Raw genomic sequence first — 16,946 nt, 5'->3', positions numbered from 1 at the left:
CACCTGAGGGAGACCGAGTGCACAACCGGCTGATCCGGGTCAGTCGTCGGAAGAGACTTCCTGCCCTGCCGTCGCCGTGACCACTGTTTCGAGAACTGACTTTGTATCAGTCACGACGCCGCGCTCTCGCAACCGATCGTACTGCGCGGTATCCTCGTCGTCCATCGGCGAAACGACCGATTCTGGGTCGACCACGACCAAGGTATTGGCGGTGGTTGTTGCGTCCAGGATCGCACCACTCGGATCCAGCGGCGGGTCGGCGACCACGGTGACGGCGGCCTCGTCGACGAACGAATCGAGTCGGCGCTCGGTCGCCGGTTCGAGCGCCTCGAACGGCCGCACTGCGATCGTCTCGACGTCCCGACCGCGTGCAGTTTCGAGTGCGAGATCACCGCGCGGCAGCGGTCCGGCGGTGAGGTCAAATCCGCCCTGGTGTAACCGGGACAGGACGCGCGCACCGATCGCACCGCTCCCGACGACGTGGACGCGGCCCTCGCGCGCACACGAGTCGTCCATCGCCGTGACCGAAGGAGTGCCGGTGACGGGGTCGATCCCGACTGCCGTCGTCGTCTCGAAAGCGGCGTCGAGGTACTCGCTGTCGAGGACCGTCTCTGGTGAGCCCCGGGCGACGAGCGAGCCGTCGGACAGGAGCAGCAGCCGATCGCAGAACCGGGCCGCGAGATCCAGGTCGTGAATCGCTGCTATGGCGGTTTTCCCCTCAGCCACCAGGTCGGCCACCAGCGAGAGGGTGCGAACCTGGTGGTTGACGTCCAGGCTCGCTGTCGGTTCGTCGAGGACGAGCGTCGGAGCGTCCTGCGCGAGCGCGCGGGCGAGGAGCACTCGCTGGCGCTCTCCGCCGCTGACCTCGCGGATGGACCGGTCCGCGAACTGCGCAGTGTCGGTGCGGTCCAGTGCGCGCTGGACGTATCTGTGATCGGTCAAGTACTCGGGGCTGCCGAAGCGCGACGCGTAGGGCGTCCGCCCCATCTCGACGATGTCGGCGACGCTGAACTCGAAGCCGACGGTGGCCTCCTGCGGGACTGTCGCGACACGCCGGCTCACGGCGCGAGCCGATTCTTCGTGGACGTTCAGTCCACCGACGGTGACAGTGCCGGCGTCGGGCGTGAGGACGCCGTTGATGGTCTGCAGGAGCGTCGTCTTGCCGGCGCCGTTGGGACCGACCACACCGACGAACTCCCCTTCCGACACCGAAAGCGAGACGCCCTCCAGCACCGGGAGGTCGCCGCGTGTGACCGTCACGTCCTCGACGGCGATCACAGCGCGTGCACCTCCCGGGTCCGCAGGAGATAGAGGAAGAAGGGCGCCCCGAGCGCCGCCGTGACGATTCCGACGGGGACCTCGGCGGGCCCGGATCGCGCGAGCGTGTCGGTGGCGACGAGGAACGCCGCGCCGGCGAGAGCGCTCGTCGGCAACAGGACGCGATGGTCGGGACCGACCAGCAGCCGCATCACGTGGGGCACGATGAGCCCGACGAAGCCGATGATTCCCGCCACGGCGACGGCCGCAGCGGTCATGACGCTGGAGAGCGCGAGCAGGATTCGCTTGGTCCGCTCGACGTCGATGCCGAGCGTCTGAGCGTCGACCTCGCCGAGCAGGAGGACGTTCAGATCCCGCGCGTACGCGAGCAGGACGGCGAACGCCAGCACCGCCAGGGGGAACGTGAGTTCGACTTCCGCCCAGGTCGACGCGTGGAGGTGCCCCATCAGCCAGTAGACGGCCTGTCGCATGCTCTCGCCGGCGTGCAACAGCATGTAGGAGACGGCAGCACCGAGCAGCGTCTGGACCGCCACGCCGGCCAGCAGCAGCGTCGCGACGGGCGTTCGCCCACCGTCGTTAGCGATGAGATACACGCCGAACGCGGCGGCCAGTGCGCCGAGAAAGGCGGCCGGCTGGAGGCCGACTGGCACTGCGAGCGGGAACGCGATCGTGGCGACGGCACCGACGGCCGCCCCCGATGAGACGCCGATGATCGACGGGTCCGCCATGGGATTCCGGAAGAAGCCCTGCATCACCGCACCGGCGCCGGCGAGCGCGAATCCGACGACCGCCGCCAGCGCGATGCGCGGCAGCCGGACCTGTCGAACGATCACCTCGCTCGCGCCCGGGACGGCAAACGAGAACGGGTAGACGTAGTGGACGTCCGGAACGGGAACTGGCAATGTCACCCAGAGCGTCCGGGCTGGCTCGATGGAAACGGACAGTCCAGCGGGAATTCCGAGGGCGTTGAGTGCGGCCTTCGCGACGACTGGTAGTCCGATCGCTACCGGTCCCACCGTCGCGCTGCCGAGCATCACGGCAACCACGAGTAGCAGGAGGCCGCCCGACAACAGCGCCGTCCGGACACCCCTGTGCACGACTTACAACCTTGGTTGCAGTATGCAAATATTTATTGGATACGAACCGAGCTACTGACCGATGACAATACGCGCGACAGCGCTCACGATCTGTCTCCTCCTCGTGAGCGTCAGTGCAGGTGGAATCGCCACAGCGACCGACGCGAGCACTGGGCCCGCAGACCGACTCGGGGCGACGGCGCCCGCGCAGTCCGACTGCTCCTTCCCGGTCTCGACGACGGACGCGACGGGGACCGAGGTGACGATCGACTCGAAACCCGAACGTATCGTCGTCCTCCAGCCGAGCGACGCACAGCTCGTCTGGGAGATCGGCGCGCAGGATCGCGTCGTCGGGATGCCCAAGACCCAGTACACCTCGTATCTCGACGACCGGAGCGGGAAGACGAACGTCAAAAACGAGGACCTGAGCGTCAACACGGAGCAGGTCGTCGGCCTCCAGCCCGACGTCGTGCTCGCGTCGAACATCACGGACCCCGCGACGGTTCGCGAACTGCGGCGCGCGGGACTCACGGTGTATCACTTCGAGCAAGTCGAGTCGCTCGACGAGATCGCGGGGAACCTCGAAACCGTCGGCGAACTGGTCGGGAGTTGCAGCGCCGGCACCGAACGGGCCAACGAGTTCCGCCTCCAGGTCGAGACGGTCGAGCACGCCGCCGAGCAGGCCGACCAGCGGCCCACGGTGCTGTACTACTTCTTCGGGATGACCGCCGGCAGCGAGACGCACATCGACGACGTCGTCGAGACGGCCGGCGGGAACAACGTCGCCACCGAGGTTGGAATCACCGGCTACGGGCAGCTCAGCCCCGAGGTAGCCGTCGATCAGAACCCCGAGTGGCTCGTCTATCCGGGCCACGCGTCGCTCCCGGAGGCGAACGCCTACAACGAGACGACGGCCATGCAGGAGGGGCAGATCGTCGAGCTGAACCCTGACTACATCAGCCAGCCCGGGCCGCGCGTGACGGTGCCGCTGACGCGCCTCGCGAAGCAGTGGCATCCGAACGAACTGGCCGCAGCCAACGAGTCGGTCACGATGGCGAACGTGACGACGCCGAACGAGACGGGGACGACCCAGACCAGTTCCAGCGGTCCCGGCTTCGGCGCCGGCGTCGCCCTGACCGCGCTGCTGGCCGTCGCGCTGCTCGCACGCCGGTCGTAATCGACGGACAGACCAGAAAACCCCTTAAGCCGCGGGCAGTTGAGGGACACATATGGTGGAAAACGTCATCTGGCCCGCCTTTCTGGACGCGGACCTGACCCGCTCGGAGGGGCGGCGGGTCAGCGAGAACCTCGCGGTATCGGAGCCGACGGTCGACGAGATCGCCAAAGCCGTCCAACAGGTGGGGTACGACTCGAAGATCGAGCGCGACAAGCAGTACCCGCGCGAGTGGGAGCCACGCGGGCGCGTCCTCGTCAAGGACGCCGACGACGCGACCAAGAGCGACCTGCTCGGCGCCGTCGCGGCCTACCTCGACGTCCTCCGGTCATGAAACGCGTCGGTGAAGTGGTTCGCACCGCCCAGAACCTCGCCGTGGTGCGCTGCCCCGACGACGACCACCCGGCGTTCGGCATGGACGTCGTCGACGAAAACCTGAACGACGTGGGCCGCGTCGTGGACGTGTTCGGGCCAGTCGACCGACCGTTCGTCGCCGTCTCGCCGAACGAGGACGTTCGGTTGCCGACGTTGTTCGGGAAACCGCTGTACGCCCGGTGAGCGAGCGCCAGCCCTGCTTGGTTCCCGGTTCGCAATCCTGAAATCAGAGCCGCGAAGAGAAGCAGGTATGAATCAACGCACGCGAGCCCTCCTGGCCTCGGCGTTTATCGGGGTCATCTTTCTGCTCGTCCAGCTCGGTTCGCTGGCGCTCGTCGAGCCGTTCAAACAGGCCGGCTATCAGGCGGTCGAGAACCCACAGGACCCGACGAACAGTCTCGTCTACGTCGGTGCGATTCTCGTCGCCACGGTCTTCATGCTCCTCATCTTCCGGTACAACGTCGAGCGGCTCATCCGGGCGTTCATCGTCGCGTCCGGGGTCTACCTCTCGTGGTACGTGTTCAGCGTCGTCGTGCCGCCGCTGGTCACGTACGGGGGCCTGAACGTCGCGGCAGTGGCCGCGTCGCTCCTGCTGGGCGTCGCCCTCTACGCCTATCCCGAGTGGTACGTCATCGACGCGTCGGGCGTCGTGATGGGCGCCGGGGCCGCGGGGCTGTTCGGCATCAGCTTCGGACTCCTGCCCGCCATCCTCCTGTTGACCGTCCTGGCGATCTACGACGCGATTAGCGTCTACGGGACCGAGCACATGCTCACGCTCGCCTCCGGCGTGATGGACCTCAAGGTGCCGATCGTCCTCGTCGTTCCGCTCACGCTGTCGTACTCGTTCCTGTCGGCGGACATGCCGGACCCGGCGGACGAAGGCGACCAGGCGGCAGCGAACGGCGGCGACGAGCGAGCCGACGAAACGGATTCAGCAGCCGACGCGGACGCGGCTCCCGACGACATCGAGGCCGACCCGATGGACCGGGACGCGCTGTTCATCGGCCTCGGCGACGCCGTGATTCCCACCGTGCTCGTCGCCAGCGCCGCGTTCTTCTCGCCGGCAGGAATCCCGACGTTCGGGCTCGCCGGCCTGACGGTGACGCTGCCGGCGCTGACTGCGATGCTCGGAACGCTCGTCGGTCTCGCCGTCCTGCTGTGGATGGTGCTGAAAGGCACTGCCCACGCCGGACTCCCGCTGCTCAACGGCGGGACGATCGCCGGCTACCTCGTCGGCGCGCTCGCCAGCGGGATTCCCCTGCTGGAAGCGATCGGCCTGGCGACGTATCTGTAGAAGCAGCAGTCGGCTCAGCGACCGGTCAGCGCGTCGCTCGCCCGCGCGAACGCCAGGGGTTCCCCCAGTCCTCGCTCGACGGCTTTCTCGTAGAGCATGTACGCTGCGGCCACTGTCTCGATGGCCGTGCCGCCGCTGTCGAACAACGTGACGTCGTCGGAGCGTTCTCGACCGGGGGCGTGTCCGGCGACGACTTCGCCGAGTTCGGCGTGGACGTGATCCTCAGTGACGACGCCCTCTTCGACGGCCTGCATGAACGCGCCGGCGTCCTGGTGAATGCGGTCACGGAGGTCGGGGACGTACTTCGCGCGTTCGATCGTGGTCGCGTCGACCTCGCGCTTCTGTGTGTCGTACTGCCCCATCGCAGTCACGTGGGCCCCGTCTTCGAGCAGGTCGCCGTCGAACACCGGTTCGCTCGCGTTGGTAGCCGTAATGACGACGTCCGCGCCCTCGACGGCGGCCGCACTTGAGGCGACGGCGGCCACGGTCGGGTCGAGTTGTTCGTTCATCTCGGCGGCGAACGACTCGCGACTCTCCTTCGTCGGCGAGTAGACGTCGATGCGGTCGAGGTCTCGAACGGTCACCGCGGCCCGGAGCTGGCCACGGGCCTGTGCGCCGCTGCCGATGATCGCGAGCGAGGAAGCCTCGGGATTTGCGAGCGCGTCGATGCCGACGGCGCCGGCGGCACCCGTCTTGAACGGGTTCAGGCTCGCACCGTCCAGCAGGGCCAGCGGCTCGCCGCTCTCGGCGTCGTACAGCGAGAGCATGAAGTGCGCGTCGCGAGCGCCGAACCCGGCACCGTATGTGTAACTCCCCATCGCCCCCGTCTCGGGGAGGATGGCGAGGTAACTGGTGAAGAATCCGGGGGGGTCCTCGTTGAGGAGTTTCGTCCGCGGTTCGGCCGGTGCACCCTCGCCGCGTTGTCTGTAACCGTCGCGGACGGCGTCGACGTATTCGGCGGGGGTTGCGAGATCTGCTAGTTCGTCGCTTCTGAGGAATAGTGCCTCGACTGCAGCGTCGTCACTCATGCCCTCCGATTCGTCGGAAGGCATCTTAGAAGTGAGGGAGTTAATCCGCAGAGAACGTCGAGTCTTGTCTGTTCGGCGATTCGACCGGCGGCTCGACCGGCGTATTGACGGGAGCGTTCACGAACATCGCGTGGCCGACGAGGCCCAGTGCAACTACGGAGGCGAGCGGAACGGCGGTCGTCAGACTCAGGCCCACGACACTGAGTGCGCCAGTGATCCCTGCCAACGCCAGTGGAATGAGCCCGAGAATAAGGTCATAATATCCCGTCATAATGTGTCTGAAGATACGATTGGTATCGGTATAAGTGTTTCCCATAGGCACTGTATAGTATTTCGCGTAGGCACCGAATATTTACTCTGAGGATTTTGAGTGATATACTGATATAATCTCCATAAGTTATGAGATCGAAACCGCCAGACAGCAGTCGGGTGGGTACTGGCGAAGAATCGTAAGCCCAGCTATCGCAACCCCGTTCCGACGGTGAATCCCCACTTAGCGGGACGATCTCGATCCGACGGACCCGATGAAAACGTTGAATCGACTCAGGCGAGCGTGCCCCGCGCCCCTGTTTTGAAGTCTGAACTGACCACAACAATATTATATGTGGAAAGTCCCGGCAGCACCCGTTACAGTGGCTGTTCTTCTATTTTCTGCGATGATAATTGGGGAGTTGCCTTTATACAATATTGTGTGACATGTTTACACGGAGGTAACGAGGCGGCACGCAACCCGCAGCATTCACCCATGAGCATCCACAATACGGACCACGACGACGTTGCAGGCACCAGCACTGACGAGCGATACGCCGAACTCAACATCGGCGAAGAGGAGTTCGTAATCTACGACCGCGAAAACCACAAAGCGTGGATTCAAACGAGCGTGGCCGTCTCGATCACGGAACACTGCTGAGACGGGGACCCGACGTCGGTGAACACACCGAAATAGCGGCCCATCAGCCTCTCTGAGGTCACTCCCTCGAGACGAGGCATCGACCGTCGCTTCTTCGTTTGGTGCCATAGGACCGGCTATTCTTCCGCTGAACCGACGCGTTCAAGCGGTCCAACGGTAAACATCGTGGTGTGAACAGCAACGACCGGTCCATCGTCGGACTCGTCATGGTTGCACACGCGATGGTCCACACCTACGAGCTGTCGATCCCGGTGTTGGTCCCCATCTGGCTCTCGGAGTTCGCCGTCATCGACCTCGGACTCGTCCAGTTCCCCGTCAACGAGGCGACGCTCGGTGCGCTCGTCGCGGTCGGGTACGGCCTGTTCGGTCTGGGCGCACTCCCAAGTGGCGTCCTCGTCGACCGCATCGACGCCAGAGTGCTCATCACGGCCTGTCTCCTCGGGATGGGCACGTCGTTCCTGGTGCTCGCCGTGGCGCCGACGCCGGCGTTCATCGGCCTCGCACTGGCGATCTGGGGCGTCGCAGCGAGCGTCTATCACCCCTCCGGCCTGTCGCTCATCAGCCGCGGGGTCGAACAGCGCGGCAGCGCCTTCGCCTACCACGGGATGGCGGGCAACGTCGGCATCGCAGTCGGCCCGCTCCTGACGATCCTCCTGCTCGTGACCTTCGACTGGCGGCTCGTCGCGGGCCTGCTGACGATTCCGGCAGTCGTCGCCGCCGCGTTCGCCGTCCGAGTGGACATCGACGAGCGCGCCGCAGTCGCGGCCACTGACGGTGGCGGCGACGAACGCGCCGGGAGCGGCGTCGAATCGCTGGGGGAGTTCGTCTCTACTGCGCGCACGCTGTTCGCCAGCGCCTTCGCCGTCGTGTTCGCCGTCACGTTCTTCTCCGGGCTCTACTACCGCGGCGCACTCACGTTCCTGCCGGAACTCCTGCACAACGTGCCCGCGCTGACGCCCGTCGAAATCGGCAGCCAGACCTACGAACCGGGCGATTACGTCTACGTCGGACTGCTGATGGTCGGCGTGCTCGGCCAGTACGTCGCCGGCAAGCTCACCGACCGCGGGCGCCCGGAGTACGGCATCCTCGCAGGGTTCGCCGCGCTGGCCGTCGTCGCGCTCATGTTCCTCCCGGCCGCCGAGTTCGGACTGCTCGCCCTGCTTCCGGTCGCAGCGCTGCTGGGCTTTTTCCTGTTTTTCGTCCAGCCGTTCTACCAGGCGAGCGTCGCCGAATACACGCCCGCCGGCGCACGCGGACTCTCCTACGGATTCACGTACCTCGGCGTGTTCGGCGTCGGTGCCCTCGGTGCCGTCGTCGCGGGGACGATGTTGACCTACTTCTCGGCGAACCAGTTGTTCGTCGTGCTCGCCGGGCTGGCGGCCTGTGCTTCGGGGCTCGGCGCGTATCTCGTCACGCGAGCGCCGTCGACCGCCGCCGCGCCGTGACGACTGCGGTTCCGACCCGCCAGAACACCAGCAGCGTGCCGCCGACGGTGAAGGAGACGAGACCGAACACGACGATGTTCTCCAGACTCGCGCCGCCCTTGATGTAGGGAGTCGCACGGATCACTTGCGCGACGACGTCGGCGAGGAACCAGGCCCCCGCGGTGCGGAGTGCAAGTTTCGAGCGGGAGTCGTCCGTCGCTGGGCCGTACATTCCAACGGGGATCGACACCAGCAGCCAGCCGACGAGAAACGGCGACAGCGTGTTCGTGATGACGTACCCGGGGACAGCTGTTGGATCGATCCCGTGGCTGAGCTCGCCGAGAACGACGAACAACGTGATCGCAGCCACGTCGCCAGCAAACAGTCCTACCGTCGTCCGCGAGGTGTCGACGCGGTCTCTGATCCACTCGGCCACGGAACTCATAGCTCGCCGTTCGGACCGACGGAACTTGTGTGTCTCGCCTTCGGCGTGCCAGGTCTATCGTGGCTTCACCCCGGCGACCAGGTACTCGAATCCCGTGCGTGGAATCGTCGCCGCGAGTCCCGCGCCCCGTACCATCGCCTCCAGGTCGCCCGGCGCGAAGAACACCGAATCCATGCCCAGAAGGTGTTCGCCGGCGACGAGCGCTCGCCCCAGAAGCCTCGTCGGATCGAACTCCTGAATCACGAGCACGCCGCCGGGTCGGATGACGCGAGCAGCTTCCGCCACGACGGACTCCGGATTCGCCATGTGGTGGAGCGCGTCGAGGACGATCACGGCGTCGACGCTCTCGGCCGCGAAGGGGAGTCGACTGGCGTCAGCAGCGACTGCCCCCAGGCCGTGTCGTTTCGCCCGTCGCAACATGCCGGGGGCAGCGTCGGCGACGATTCCCTCCCGGACGTCGAGCGCCCGGACGCCCTGCCCCGAGCCGCCACCCACGTCCAGAACGCGCTCGATCTCGCGCTCGGCGCGTGCGAGGCCGGGCGCGAGCGTCGACGGGTCCGTCGCTGGCCGGAGTTGGTCGTACAGCGGCGAGAGCCGGTCGAACACGGAGATGTCGCCGGTTCGAGACGGCGCACCTCTCTCGGGCTGTGCCATACCCGAACACCGGCCGGGACCGCCTTCAGTACTGGGTCACAGTCTTGAAGCGCCGGCGGCGACAGGAACCAGTATGGAGTACGCGGTCCTGGGGTGGCCCCCCGACGGTCCGAAGCTGCGACTCGACCACGAACAGTTCAGCTACGCCGGGAAGTTCGTGATGACCAACACCGGCAAGGCCGTCGCACGGGAGCGAGTCGACGGGGAGGACCGCCTCGTCGCCGCCGTCGCGTTCAACGAGGACCGCACCGACGCCGACGCCCTCTGGCTCCGCTACATCACCGTCCACAAGGACAACCGCGGCGAGGGGATCGGCCCGCGGCTGGCCCGGTTCGTCGCCGTGCGTGCGCGGGACCGCGGCTACGACACCGTCAAGATCGGGGTGAACAACCCCTTCGCGTTCGAGGCGCTCTACCGCGCGGGCTTTGGCTACACCGGCGAGCAGACGGGCGTCGCGGAACTCGTACTGGCGTTCCCCAGCGCGCGATCTCCTGATGCGTATCGGGCCGGACTCGACGTGTATCGCGAGCGTGACCTCTCGGACGCCGAGGAGACGTTTCTGGCCGAGCGAACCGAGTCGACGCCGCCGAGGGTCGTAGACGTCCCGCAGTAGCGTCCTGTCGGGAGATTCAAACGGTGGCCGCTCGTACGGGACGCCAATGGGAAACGCAGATCTGCGGGACATCGCGGTCATCGAGGACGTGGCGTACGACGACCTGGCGGGGTCGGTCGTCGCGGTCGACGCCCACAACTGGCTGTACCGGTATCTGACGACGACGGTCCGCTTTACGCGCGAGTCGGCGTACACGACGACCGACGGCGAGGAAGTGGCCAACCTCATCGGCGTCGTCCAGGGCCTCCCGAAGTTCCTCGAGCACGACGTGACGCCCGTGTTCGTCTTCGACGGCGGCGTCACCGACCTCAAGGAAGACGAGGTCGAAAAGCGGCGAGAACAGCGCGAACGGTACGAAGAACAGCTCGAAGCCGCCCGCGAGGAAGGGGACGCAGAAACCGTCGCGACGCTCGAATCCCGAACGCAACGGCTGACCGACACCATCGTCGAGACGACCCGTGAACTGCTCGGCCTGCTCGATATCCCAGTCGTCGACGCGCCGGCAGAAGGGGAAGCCCAGGCGGCCCACATGGCACGCACGGGGAGCGTCGATTACGCCGGGACCGAAGACTACGACGCGTTGCTCTTCGGTTCGCCCCTGACCCTCCGACAGCTCACGTCCAGCGGCAACCCGGAGCTGATGGAACTGGACGCGACTCTCGACAAACACGACGTCACCTGGGAGCAGTTGGTCGACATCGGCATCCTCTGCGGGACGGACTTCAACGAGGGCATCTCCGGGATCGGCCCCAAGACCGCCGTGAAAGCGGTCAAAGAACACGGCGACATCTGGGGCGTCTTCGAGGCTCGCAACGTCCACATCCAGCACACCGATCGCATCCGCGACCTGTTTTTGAACCCGCCGGTCACGGACGACGTGAGCTTCGAGACCGAGATCGAACCGCAACTGAGTGCGGCCCGCGAGTACGTCGTCGACGAGTGGGGCGTCGCGGCCGACGAGGTGGAACGCGGGTTCGAACGCATCGAGGACGCGACAGTCCAGACCGGCCTGGATCGCTGGACGTAACGTTCCGGTATTTTTTCACTGATTCGACTACTCGTGACGGGTATGAACGCCCTCCATCCCCGCGTTCGACTCCGGTGGGGACTCCTGGCGCTGCTCCTCGTTGCGGTTCTGGGTGGGATCGTGACCGCACTGGACCGGTTCGTCCTCGCGATCACACCGCTGCTCGGCGTCGGAGTCGCCGCGATACTCCTGGTGCTCGCGGTCCTGTACATCGTGGCACTCTATCGCCGATGGCGGTACGAACTGCAGGCCGACGCGCTCGAACTGGAACGCGGCGTGGTGACCCAGGTCGAAACGGCAGTGCCCTACGTCCGCGTCCAGCACGTCGACACGCAGCGAGACCCACTCGACCGCGCGCTCGGCCTCGGCAAGGTCGTCGTCTACACCGCCGGCTCCCGCGGTGCAGACGTGACGGTGCCCGGCCTCACGGTCGAGGACGCACGCGCACTGCGGAACCGATTGCGTGACCTCGCGATCGAGAGCGAGCCGGAGGACGCGGTATGAAACTCCATCCGCTGAGCGCCGTGACGCGCTCGCTGCAGCGCGGGGTGCTCGCGGCGTCGTTCGTGTTCTTCCTGTTCGGCATGGCCAACGTCGCCGTTCCCGGCGCTGCTCAGCGGACCGGGCTCATTCTGGCGCTTCTCCCCGTGGCCTTCCTCCTGGGCGTGGGCTACCAGGTCGCCTACTACTACCGCTTCGAGTACGAGTTGACGCCGGACACGCTCGACATCAACAGCGGCGTCGTCGGCCGAACGGAGCGAGAGATCCCCTATCGCCGCGTCCAGAACGTCGACGTCACCGAGCGCATCTTCCATCGGCTGTTCGGCGTCGCGGTCGTCCGCGTCGAAACTGCCGGGGGCTCCGAGACGGAAGCCGAACTCAACTTCGTCGCGGCCGACGAAGCGCGGCGACTGCAGACCGAGATTCGGAAGCGGCGAGCGGCGGCGCGGGGCGAGACGCGAACTGCAGACGCTGCGGCGGAAACGACTGCAGAATCCCCCGCGACACCCGAAGCCGGTGACGAGACGACGGCACCCGAACCCAGAGACACCGCCGGCCAGCCCACCGCGCTTTTCTCGCTCGGATCGGGCGAACTGTTGGTGCTCGCCGCCGCCTCGTTCCGGTCTGCGTCGATCGTCTTCCTCCTCGTGGGCTTTCCGCTCGTCCAGGATTTCGTCGTCGGGACTGTCGCCCGGTACACCGGCATCGAACCCGCACCCGGTGCGGTCACGTCGACGCCAGATCTCGCGCTCATCGCCGGCATCGTCGGTATCGTCCTCGCGATCGTCGCCTCGTGGGTACTGAGCGCGCTGGCGACGTTCACCGAGTACTACGACTTCACGCTGGGTCGACAGGGAGAAGACCTGGTGTACGAACGGGGCCTCCTCCAGCGCTACAGCGGGTCGATCCCGACCGACAAGATACAGACGCTCACCGTCAAGGAGAACGTCCTGATGCGGACGCTGGGCTACGCGGGACTGAGCGTCGAGACCGCGGGCTACAGCCCGGGCCAGCAGAACGGGCAGGGCGGCCCACAGGCCGCGATCCCCCTGGCCGAGCGCGACCGGACGCTGTCGCTCGCCCGCGCGCTGGAACCGTTCGAAGACTTCGAGTTCACCCGACCGCCGAAACGCGCACGGCGACGGTACGCGGTCCGCTATCTCTTGGTCGTCCTGGCGCTGACGGGCGTCTTCGCAGTCATCGCGCGGGTCGTCGGCAACTTCTCGCTGTGGTTCACGCCGCTGCTGCTCGTCGTGCTGGTCCCGCCGGCGGCCCACCTCAAGTGGAAACACCGCGGGTACGACGCGGGCGAGGAGTACTTCGTCGTCCGCTCGGGGTTCTGGCGCCAGACCATCCGCGTCGTGCCGTACTATCGCCTGCAGACGGTCGTCCGTGAACGGTCGATCTTCCAGCGACGGCTCGGCCTGGCGCATCTGACCGCCGACACCGCCACCTCGTCGCTGCTCGGCCAGCGCGACGCGACGGCGTACGACGTCGACGACGAGGACGCACAGCGACTGTACGCTCACAATCGCGACCGGTTGCAGGCGAGTCTCGGACTCGGAGAGTAGGTGCGGTCGTCCCCCGAGCAGCATATCACATCATTTTAGGACCGTTCCGGTCGGAGGTCCGGACGAGCATGTCTGACGACGACTATCGCACTGAGCGGGACAGTCTCGGCGAGATGCAGGTGCCCGCGGACGCGTACTGGGGCGCACAGACCCAGCGCGCCGTGGAGAACTTCCCCGTCTCGGGGATCACGTTCGGGCGCCGGTTCGTCCGCGCGCTCGGGATCGTCAAGAAAGGAGCCGCACAGGCCAACCTCGAACTCGAACTCGTTCCCGAGGACAAGGCCGAGTGCATCATCGAGGCCGCCGACGAAGTCATCGCCGGCGAGCACGACGACCAGTTCCCCGTCGACGTGTTCCAGACCGGCTCGGGCACGTCCTCGAACATGAACGCCAACGAGGTCATCGCCAACCGGGCGACCGAGATCTACGGGGGCGAGATCGGCACGCGCGAGATCCACCCGAACGACCACGTCAACTTCGGGCAGTCCAGCAACGACGTGATCCCCACGGCGATGCACATCGCCTCCCTGGAGGCCGTCGAGAAGGACCTCATCCCCGCGCTAGAGACGCTCCAGGAAGCCCTCGCGGAGAAGGAAGACGAGTACGCGGACGTCGTCAAGACCGGTCGGACCCACCTGCAGGACGCGACGCCAGTCACTCTGGGCCAGGAGTTCGGCGGCTACCGCACCCAGGTCGAGAAGGGCATCGTCCGCGCCGAGAGCACGCGCGAGCACCTCGGCGAACTCGCCCTCGGCGGCACCGCCGTCGGGACCGGCCTGAACACGCATCCGGACTTCCCGGAACTCGCCGCCGAGTACATCAGCGAGGAGACCGGTCTGGCGTTCCGCGAGGCCGACAACCACTTCGAGGCCCAGGCCGCCCACGACGCGATGGCCGAAGCCCACGGCCAGCTCCGCACCATCGCGGGCTCGCTGAACAAGATGGCGAACGACCTGCGCCTGCTCGCCTCCGGCCCGCGCAACGGGCTCGGCGAGATCGACCAGCCGGAGAACCAGCCCGGCTCCTCGATCATGCCCGGGAAGATCAACCCGGTCGTCGCCGAGGCAGTCAATCAGGCCCACAAGCAGGTCGTCGGTAACGACACCGCCGTCGAGTACGGCGCGGCCGAGGGCCAGATCGACCTGAACCTCTACAAGCCCGTGCTCGCGCACAACTTCCTCCAGTCCGCGAAGCTGTTGACGAACGCCAGCGAGGTGTTCGCCGAGAAGTTCGTCGCCAAACTGGAAGCCGACCAGGAACACTGCGAGGAACGCGTCGAACAGAGCATGGCGCTGGCGACGGCACTCAACCCGGCAATCGGCTACGACAAGGCCAGCGAGGTCGCAAAGACCGCGCTCAAGGAAGACAAGACCATCCGCGAAGTCGTCCTGGAGAAGGGCTACCTCGACGAAGACGAAGTCGACGACGTGCTGGACCCGGCGAAGATGACCGTGCGAGGCATCCTGTCGGCTGACGACTGAACTCGGAGAATCATCCCGAATCCACAGCAAGCAGCCGAACGCCGGCACTGTCCGCGTGCTTTTTTCTGAACTCGCAGTTCCGTCGCTGTGAGGCCGCTCGTCGCGTTGTCTACTGCCGTAAGTAAAGTGCTCAGCGAGTCCGCGTGAATCGAGTCGCTACGCTCACCGATCCGGAGCCGGGATTCGCAGGAAGGTCGCGGATCCGTCTTGACTCAGCGTTATTCGGTAGCCGGCGTAGGTGAACGTGACCTGAACCTGGGCTTCGGGAATGGGAGGGTTAGCGAACAAGTGGTCGACCACGTGGTCGATCGTGTCGTACAGAGACGGTAGTTCGTCTGAGCTGACTCCCTCCAGGTCGGCGATCGTCTCAACGATGACGTACGTCGGCTCGTTCTCAGTAGGATCGAACTGAAAATGCTTCGGCGCGAACTCCTCTTCGTCGCGGGGCATACCATAGGATTTCGACTGAGATGGTATATATATTCGGCACCGCACAGCGGTTGTATAAAACGCCAAACACGTGGGAAAATGTAGAGGAGACGTGCGGACGGCGCAGCAATCCGGCGGTTGGGGCTTACGGCGCGCGTTCGCCGGCTTCGATCGTCGTTTCCAGCCAGTTCTCTTCGGGCGGCAGCGGACAGGAGAAGGTGTCGCTGAACGCACAGAACGGCGAATACGCGAGATTGAAATCGATGGTCACCTCGTCACCGTCTCGGAGGTCGCGTTCGGGTTCGAGTTCCATGTAGCGTCCCCCGTCGTACGTCTGGTGGCCGGTCGTCTTGTCTCGGAACGGAACGAAGAGCGTCGCCGAGTCGTCGCTCTCCTGGCGGTACCCGTGGAGAACGTACGAGTCCCCATCGATTTCGAACGAGAAGGTGACCAGTCGCAGGTACCGAACCGCTCGATCGTCGGACGTCTCCATCTCGACAGGGTCGGGATCGTCGTGCCGCTCGACGGTCGCCTCGACCCGATACGCCGGGTCCGGTTCGAAGTAATCGAGACCGTCGAAGTCGGCACGCTCTTCCGGCGGAATCGGGGACTGGCGGTGCTCGGCGAAGAATCGGTCCTTCTCGCGCCGGTTGGCTCGAAGTTGTTCGACCCAATCGTCGGTGTCGTCGGTCACGAGAGGCCCTATTCGGTCGAACGCTATCAGTCCAGCGTCTCGACCATCCCACCGTGAATAGACGGCAGTATTTTACCACACCGACACAACACCTCAGGCTGCGTCGCCAAAAGGGATCAGACGCTACACACGCCACCAGTCGAAATCGGAAGCATGCAAGGTTCTTTCCATCTAACAATAATCACTAACAGATTGTTATGACTACCATAACCGGTTTATTATTGAGTGTATTATGCATATTATATATGGCTCATCCAGTGTCTGACCCAGAGGTATCCGACTGCCAGCGGCTTTCTGAGAGGATCGCGAAGGCAGTTGCAACCCGGGAAGAGGTCGCACCGTCGGAACTCACGCCCCTCCACGACGTGCTTGATCCCGACGCCCTCACGCGGTTCTGTGAGTCCATCTCCGAAGTGCCCCGGCAGTCGGGGCACGTTTCGTTCCGCTACTGTGGCTACGACGTGACAGTCTCCGTCGACGGCTCCATCGACGTACGGACGACTGACCAGTAACGAACCGGCGCGTCTACTCCCTGTGCGACGGTGTCCCGTTGCACCACCCGCCCGACGATTTCGGTTTCTACTCCACAGGACGATATATCTGTTCCAGTAGGTGGTCTGACGGATCGGAGAGACCAGACGCTAACGAGTCAGCGTTCGGCGTTTCACCGGAAATGCGGTGTGTTGACGTATCAATTTGTCTACTCGACATCGCAGGGATCGGTCCGCGATGGGGGTGCTCACGGGATGTGAGCGTCGCTCCTCGCGAAAACTCGCAGCAGAAAGCCAGGGGAGGGATTTGAACTACGCGGAGACTGCTCGCTTCGCTGCGCGTCTCCTCTCGTTCAAACCCATATGTGGCCTTCGCTCGTCACGTAAACTCGTCGCAGAAAGCCAGGGGAGGGATTTGAACCCTCGAACTCCCGATTACAAGTCGGGTGCTTGAACCACCCAAGCTCCCCTGGCACAGTAA

At 65.3% G+C, this 16,946-nt stretch carries 20 protein-coding genes and 1 tRNA gene; 12 read left to right on the top strand and 9 right to left on the bottom strand.

Going from position 1 to position 16,946, the window contains the following annotated elements:
• Nucleotides 1-39: 39 nt before the first annotated feature.
• Together ACFR9U_RS11015 and btuC are read right to left on the bottom strand one after the other, a co-directional pair.
• Nucleotides 40-1,278, bottom strand: a complete 1,239-nt coding sequence (locus ACFR9U_RS11015; protein ID WP_247373226.1) for an ATP-binding cassette domain-containing protein — start codon at nt 1,276-1,278, stop codon at nt 40-42.
• Nucleotides 1,275-2,375, bottom strand: coding sequence for a vitamin B12 ABC transporter permease BtuC (gene btuC, locus ACFR9U_RS11010; protein ID WP_345893338.1), 1,101 nt, complete (start codon nt 2,373-2,375; stop codon nt 1,275-1,277). Before btuC ends, ACFR9U_RS11015 begins: the two co-directional genes overlap by 4 nt.
• Before the next feature lie 61 nt (nt 2,376-2,436).
• Between btuC and ACFR9U_RS11005 the strand changes: the two genes are divergently transcribed.
• From ACFR9U_RS11005 to ACFR9U_RS10990, 4 genes are all read left to right on the top strand, one after another.
• Nucleotides 2,437-3,531 carry a PGF-CTERM-anchored ABC transporter substrate-binding protein gene (locus ACFR9U_RS11005; protein ID WP_247373228.1) on the top strand — a complete coding sequence of 365 codons (1,095 nt, stop codon included), beginning with the start codon at nt 2,437-2,439 and terminating at the stop codon, nt 3,529-3,531.
• Nucleotides 3,532-3,583: 52 nt separating this feature from the next.
• Nucleotides 3,584-3,862 carry a signal recognition particle subunit SRP19 gene (gene srp19, locus ACFR9U_RS11000; protein ID WP_247373230.1) on the top strand — a complete coding sequence of 93 codons (279 nt, stop codon included), beginning with the start codon at nt 3,584-3,586 and terminating at the stop codon, nt 3,860-3,862.
• The gene (locus ACFR9U_RS10995; RefSeq protein ID WP_247373232.1) at nt 3,859-4,086 is read left to right on the top strand and encodes an H/ACA ribonucleoprotein complex subunit GAR1; all 228 of its coding nucleotides are present in this window, start codon (nt 3,859-3,861) and stop codon (nt 4,084-4,086) included. The genes srp19 and ACFR9U_RS10995 overlap by 4 nt, the downstream gene beginning before the upstream one ends.
• 67 nt (nt 4,087-4,153) lie before the next feature.
• Complete coding sequence (locus ACFR9U_RS10990) at nt 4,154-5,197, top strand: presenilin family intramembrane aspartyl protease PSH (protein ID WP_247373237.1); 1,044 nt, start codon at nt 4,154-4,156, stop codon at nt 5,195-5,197.
• Nucleotides 5,198-5,211: 14 nt separating this feature from the next.
• Here ACFR9U_RS10990 and ACFR9U_RS10985 read toward each other — a convergent pair whose 3' ends face one another.
• Nucleotides 5,212-6,225, bottom strand: a complete 1,014-nt coding sequence (locus ACFR9U_RS10985; RefSeq protein WP_247373238.1) for an ornithine cyclodeaminase family protein — start codon at nt 6,223-6,225, stop codon at nt 5,212-5,214.
• Between the two features lie 40 nt (nt 6,226-6,265).
• Nucleotides 6,266-6,496, bottom strand: coding sequence for a DUF8015 family protein (locus ACFR9U_RS10980; protein ID WP_247373239.1), 231 nt, complete (start codon nt 6,494-6,496; stop codon nt 6,266-6,268).
• Nucleotides 6,497-6,970: 474 nt separating this feature from the next.
• Here ACFR9U_RS10980 and ACFR9U_RS10975 point away from each other — a divergent pair, with 474 nt between their 5' ends.
• On the top strand, nt 6,971-7,135 hold the full coding sequence (locus tag ACFR9U_RS10975) for a DUF7331 family protein (protein ID WP_247373240.1): 165 nt from the start codon (nt 6,971-6,973) through the stop codon (nt 7,133-7,135).
• A gap of 206 nt (nt 7,136-7,341) precedes the next feature.
• Nucleotides 7,342-8,580, top strand: a complete 1,239-nt coding sequence (locus ACFR9U_RS10970) for an MFS transporter (protein ID WP_282594109.1) — start codon at nt 7,342-7,344, stop codon at nt 8,578-8,580.
• On the opposite strand, the gene ACFR9U_RS10965 is transcribed toward ACFR9U_RS10970, so the two are convergent.
• A complete protein-coding gene (locus tag ACFR9U_RS10965) occupies nt 8,546-9,004 on the bottom strand; it encodes a DUF3054 domain-containing protein (protein WP_247373251.1) in 459 nt (152 codons plus the stop codon). The two genes, ACFR9U_RS10970 and ACFR9U_RS10965, sit on opposite strands and share 35 nt — an antisense overlap.
• A 54-nt stretch (nt 9,005-9,058) precedes the next feature.
• The gene (locus ACFR9U_RS10960) at nt 9,059-9,658 is read right to left on the bottom strand and encodes a class I SAM-dependent methyltransferase (RefSeq protein ID WP_247373254.1); all 600 of its coding nucleotides are present in this window, start codon (nt 9,656-9,658) and stop codon (nt 9,059-9,061) included.
• 73 nt (nt 9,659-9,731) lie between these two features.
• On the opposite strand from ACFR9U_RS10960, the gene ACFR9U_RS10955 reads away from it, so the two are divergent.
• The 5 genes from ACFR9U_RS10955 (at nt 9,732) to ACFR9U_RS10935 (ending at nt 14,851) form a co-directional block, all read left to right on the top strand.
• A complete protein-coding gene (locus ACFR9U_RS10955) occupies nt 9,732-10,271 on the top strand; it encodes a GNAT family N-acetyltransferase (protein ID WP_247373256.1) in 540 nt (179 codons plus the stop codon).
• A gap of 46 nt (nt 10,272-10,317) precedes the next feature.
• Complete coding sequence (gene fen, locus ACFR9U_RS10950) at nt 10,318-11,298, top strand: flap endonuclease-1 (protein WP_247373271.1); 981 nt, start codon at nt 10,318-10,320, stop codon at nt 11,296-11,298.
• 42 nt (nt 11,299-11,340) lie between these two features.
• Entirely contained in the window at nt 11,341-11,802 is a 462-nt protein-coding gene (locus tag ACFR9U_RS10945; protein WP_247373287.1) for a PH domain-containing protein, read from the top strand.
• Nucleotides 11,799-13,370 (top strand): PH domain-containing protein, encoded by a 1,572-nt coding sequence (locus ACFR9U_RS10940; protein ID WP_247373300.1) that lies wholly within the window; start codon nt 11,799-11,801, stop codon nt 13,368-13,370. The genes ACFR9U_RS10945 and ACFR9U_RS10940 overlap by 4 nt, the downstream gene beginning before the upstream one ends.
• A 68-nt stretch (nt 13,371-13,438) precedes the next feature.
• A complete protein-coding gene (locus ACFR9U_RS10935; RefSeq protein ID WP_247373302.1) occupies nt 13,439-14,851 on the top strand; it encodes a class II fumarate hydratase in 1,413 nt (470 codons plus the stop codon).
• A 162-nt stretch (nt 14,852-15,013) separates the two neighbouring features.
• Here the strand turns inward: ACFR9U_RS10935 and ACFR9U_RS10930 are convergent, their stop codons facing one another.
• Nucleotides 15,014-15,301 (bottom strand): HalOD1 output domain-containing protein, encoded by a 288-nt coding sequence (locus ACFR9U_RS10930; RefSeq protein ID WP_247373304.1) that lies wholly within the window; start codon nt 15,299-15,301, stop codon nt 15,014-15,016.
• Between the two features lie 124 nt (nt 15,302-15,425).
• Nucleotides 15,426-15,974, bottom strand: coding sequence for a DUF1684 domain-containing protein (locus ACFR9U_RS10925; protein ID WP_247373307.1), 549 nt, complete (start codon nt 15,972-15,974; stop codon nt 15,426-15,428).
• Between the two features lie 257 nt (nt 15,975-16,231).
• Between ACFR9U_RS10925 and ACFR9U_RS10920 the strand changes: the two genes are divergently transcribed.
• Nucleotides 16,232-16,486, top strand: a complete 255-nt coding sequence (locus ACFR9U_RS10920; RefSeq protein ID WP_247373309.1) for a HalOD1 output domain-containing protein — start codon at nt 16,232-16,234, stop codon at nt 16,484-16,486.
• 379 nt (nt 16,487-16,865) lie between these two features.
• Here ACFR9U_RS10920 and ACFR9U_RS10915 read toward each other — a convergent pair.
• A tRNA-Thr gene (locus ACFR9U_RS10915) sits at nt 16,866-16,939 on the bottom strand.
• Between the last annotated feature and the right edge of the window lie 7 nt (nt 16,940-16,946).

The sequence above is a fragment of the Halorientalis brevis genome, assembly GCF_042678165.1.
Classification (GTDB): domain Archaea; phylum Halobacteriota; class Halobacteria; order Halobacteriales; family Haloarculaceae; genus Halorientalis; species Halorientalis brevis.
The sequence above is the reverse complement of the archived record's forward strand: the minus strand, read 5'-3'. Positions and strand labels throughout refer to the sequence as shown.

Bases quoted from the DNA above. Each gene is read 5' to 3' on its own strand.
- ACFR9U_RS11005 (WP_247373228.1), top strand. From the start codon at position 2,437: ATGACAATACGCGCGACAGCGCTCACGATCTGTCTCCTCCTCGTGAGC.
- srp19 (WP_247373230.1), top strand. From the start codon at position 3,584: ATGGTGGAAAACGTCATCTGGCCCGCCTTTCTGGACGCGGACCTGACC.
- ACFR9U_RS10995 (WP_247373232.1), top strand. From the start codon at position 3,859: ATGAAACGCGTCGGTGAAGTGGTTCGCACCGCCCAGAACCTCGCCGTG.
- ACFR9U_RS10990 (WP_247373237.1), top strand. From the start codon at position 4,154: ATGAATCAACGCACGCGAGCCCTCCTGGCCTCGGCGTTTATCGGGGTC.
- ACFR9U_RS10985 (WP_247373238.1), bottom strand. From the start codon at position 6,225: ATGAGTGACGACGCTGCAGTCGAGGCACTATTCCTCAGAAGCGACGAA.
- ACFR9U_RS10980 (WP_247373239.1), bottom strand. From the start codon at position 6,496: ATGACGGGATATTATGACCTTATTCTCGGGCTCATTCCACTGGCGTTG.
- ACFR9U_RS10975 (WP_247373240.1), top strand. From the start codon at position 6,971: ATGAGCATCCACAATACGGACCACGACGACGTTGCAGGCACCAGCACT.
- ACFR9U_RS10970 (WP_282594109.1), top strand. From the start codon at position 7,342: ATGGTTGCACACGCGATGGTCCACACCTACGAGCTGTCGATCCCGGTG.
- ACFR9U_RS10965 (WP_247373251.1), bottom strand. From the start codon at position 9,004: ATGAGTTCCGTGGCCGAGTGGATCAGAGACCGCGTCGACACCTCGCGG.
- ACFR9U_RS10960 (WP_247373254.1), bottom strand. From the start codon at position 9,658: ATGGCACAGCCCGAGAGAGGTGCGCCGTCTCGAACCGGCGACATCTCC.
- ACFR9U_RS10955 (WP_247373256.1), top strand. From the start codon at position 9,732: ATGGAGTACGCGGTCCTGGGGTGGCCCCCCGACGGTCCGAAGCTGCGA.
- fen (WP_247373271.1), top strand. From the start codon at position 10,318: ATGGGAAACGCAGATCTGCGGGACATCGCGGTCATCGAGGACGTGGCG.
- ACFR9U_RS10945 (WP_247373287.1), top strand. From the start codon at position 11,341: ATGAACGCCCTCCATCCCCGCGTTCGACTCCGGTGGGGACTCCTGGCG.
- ACFR9U_RS10940 (WP_247373300.1), top strand. From the start codon at position 11,799: ATGAAACTCCATCCGCTGAGCGCCGTGACGCGCTCGCTGCAGCGCGGG.
- ACFR9U_RS10935 (WP_247373302.1), top strand. From the start codon at position 13,439: ATGTCTGACGACGACTATCGCACTGAGCGGGACAGTCTCGGCGAGATG.
- ACFR9U_RS10930 (WP_247373304.1), bottom strand. From the start codon at position 15,301: ATGCCCCGCGACGAAGAGGAGTTCGCGCCGAAGCATTTTCAGTTCGAT.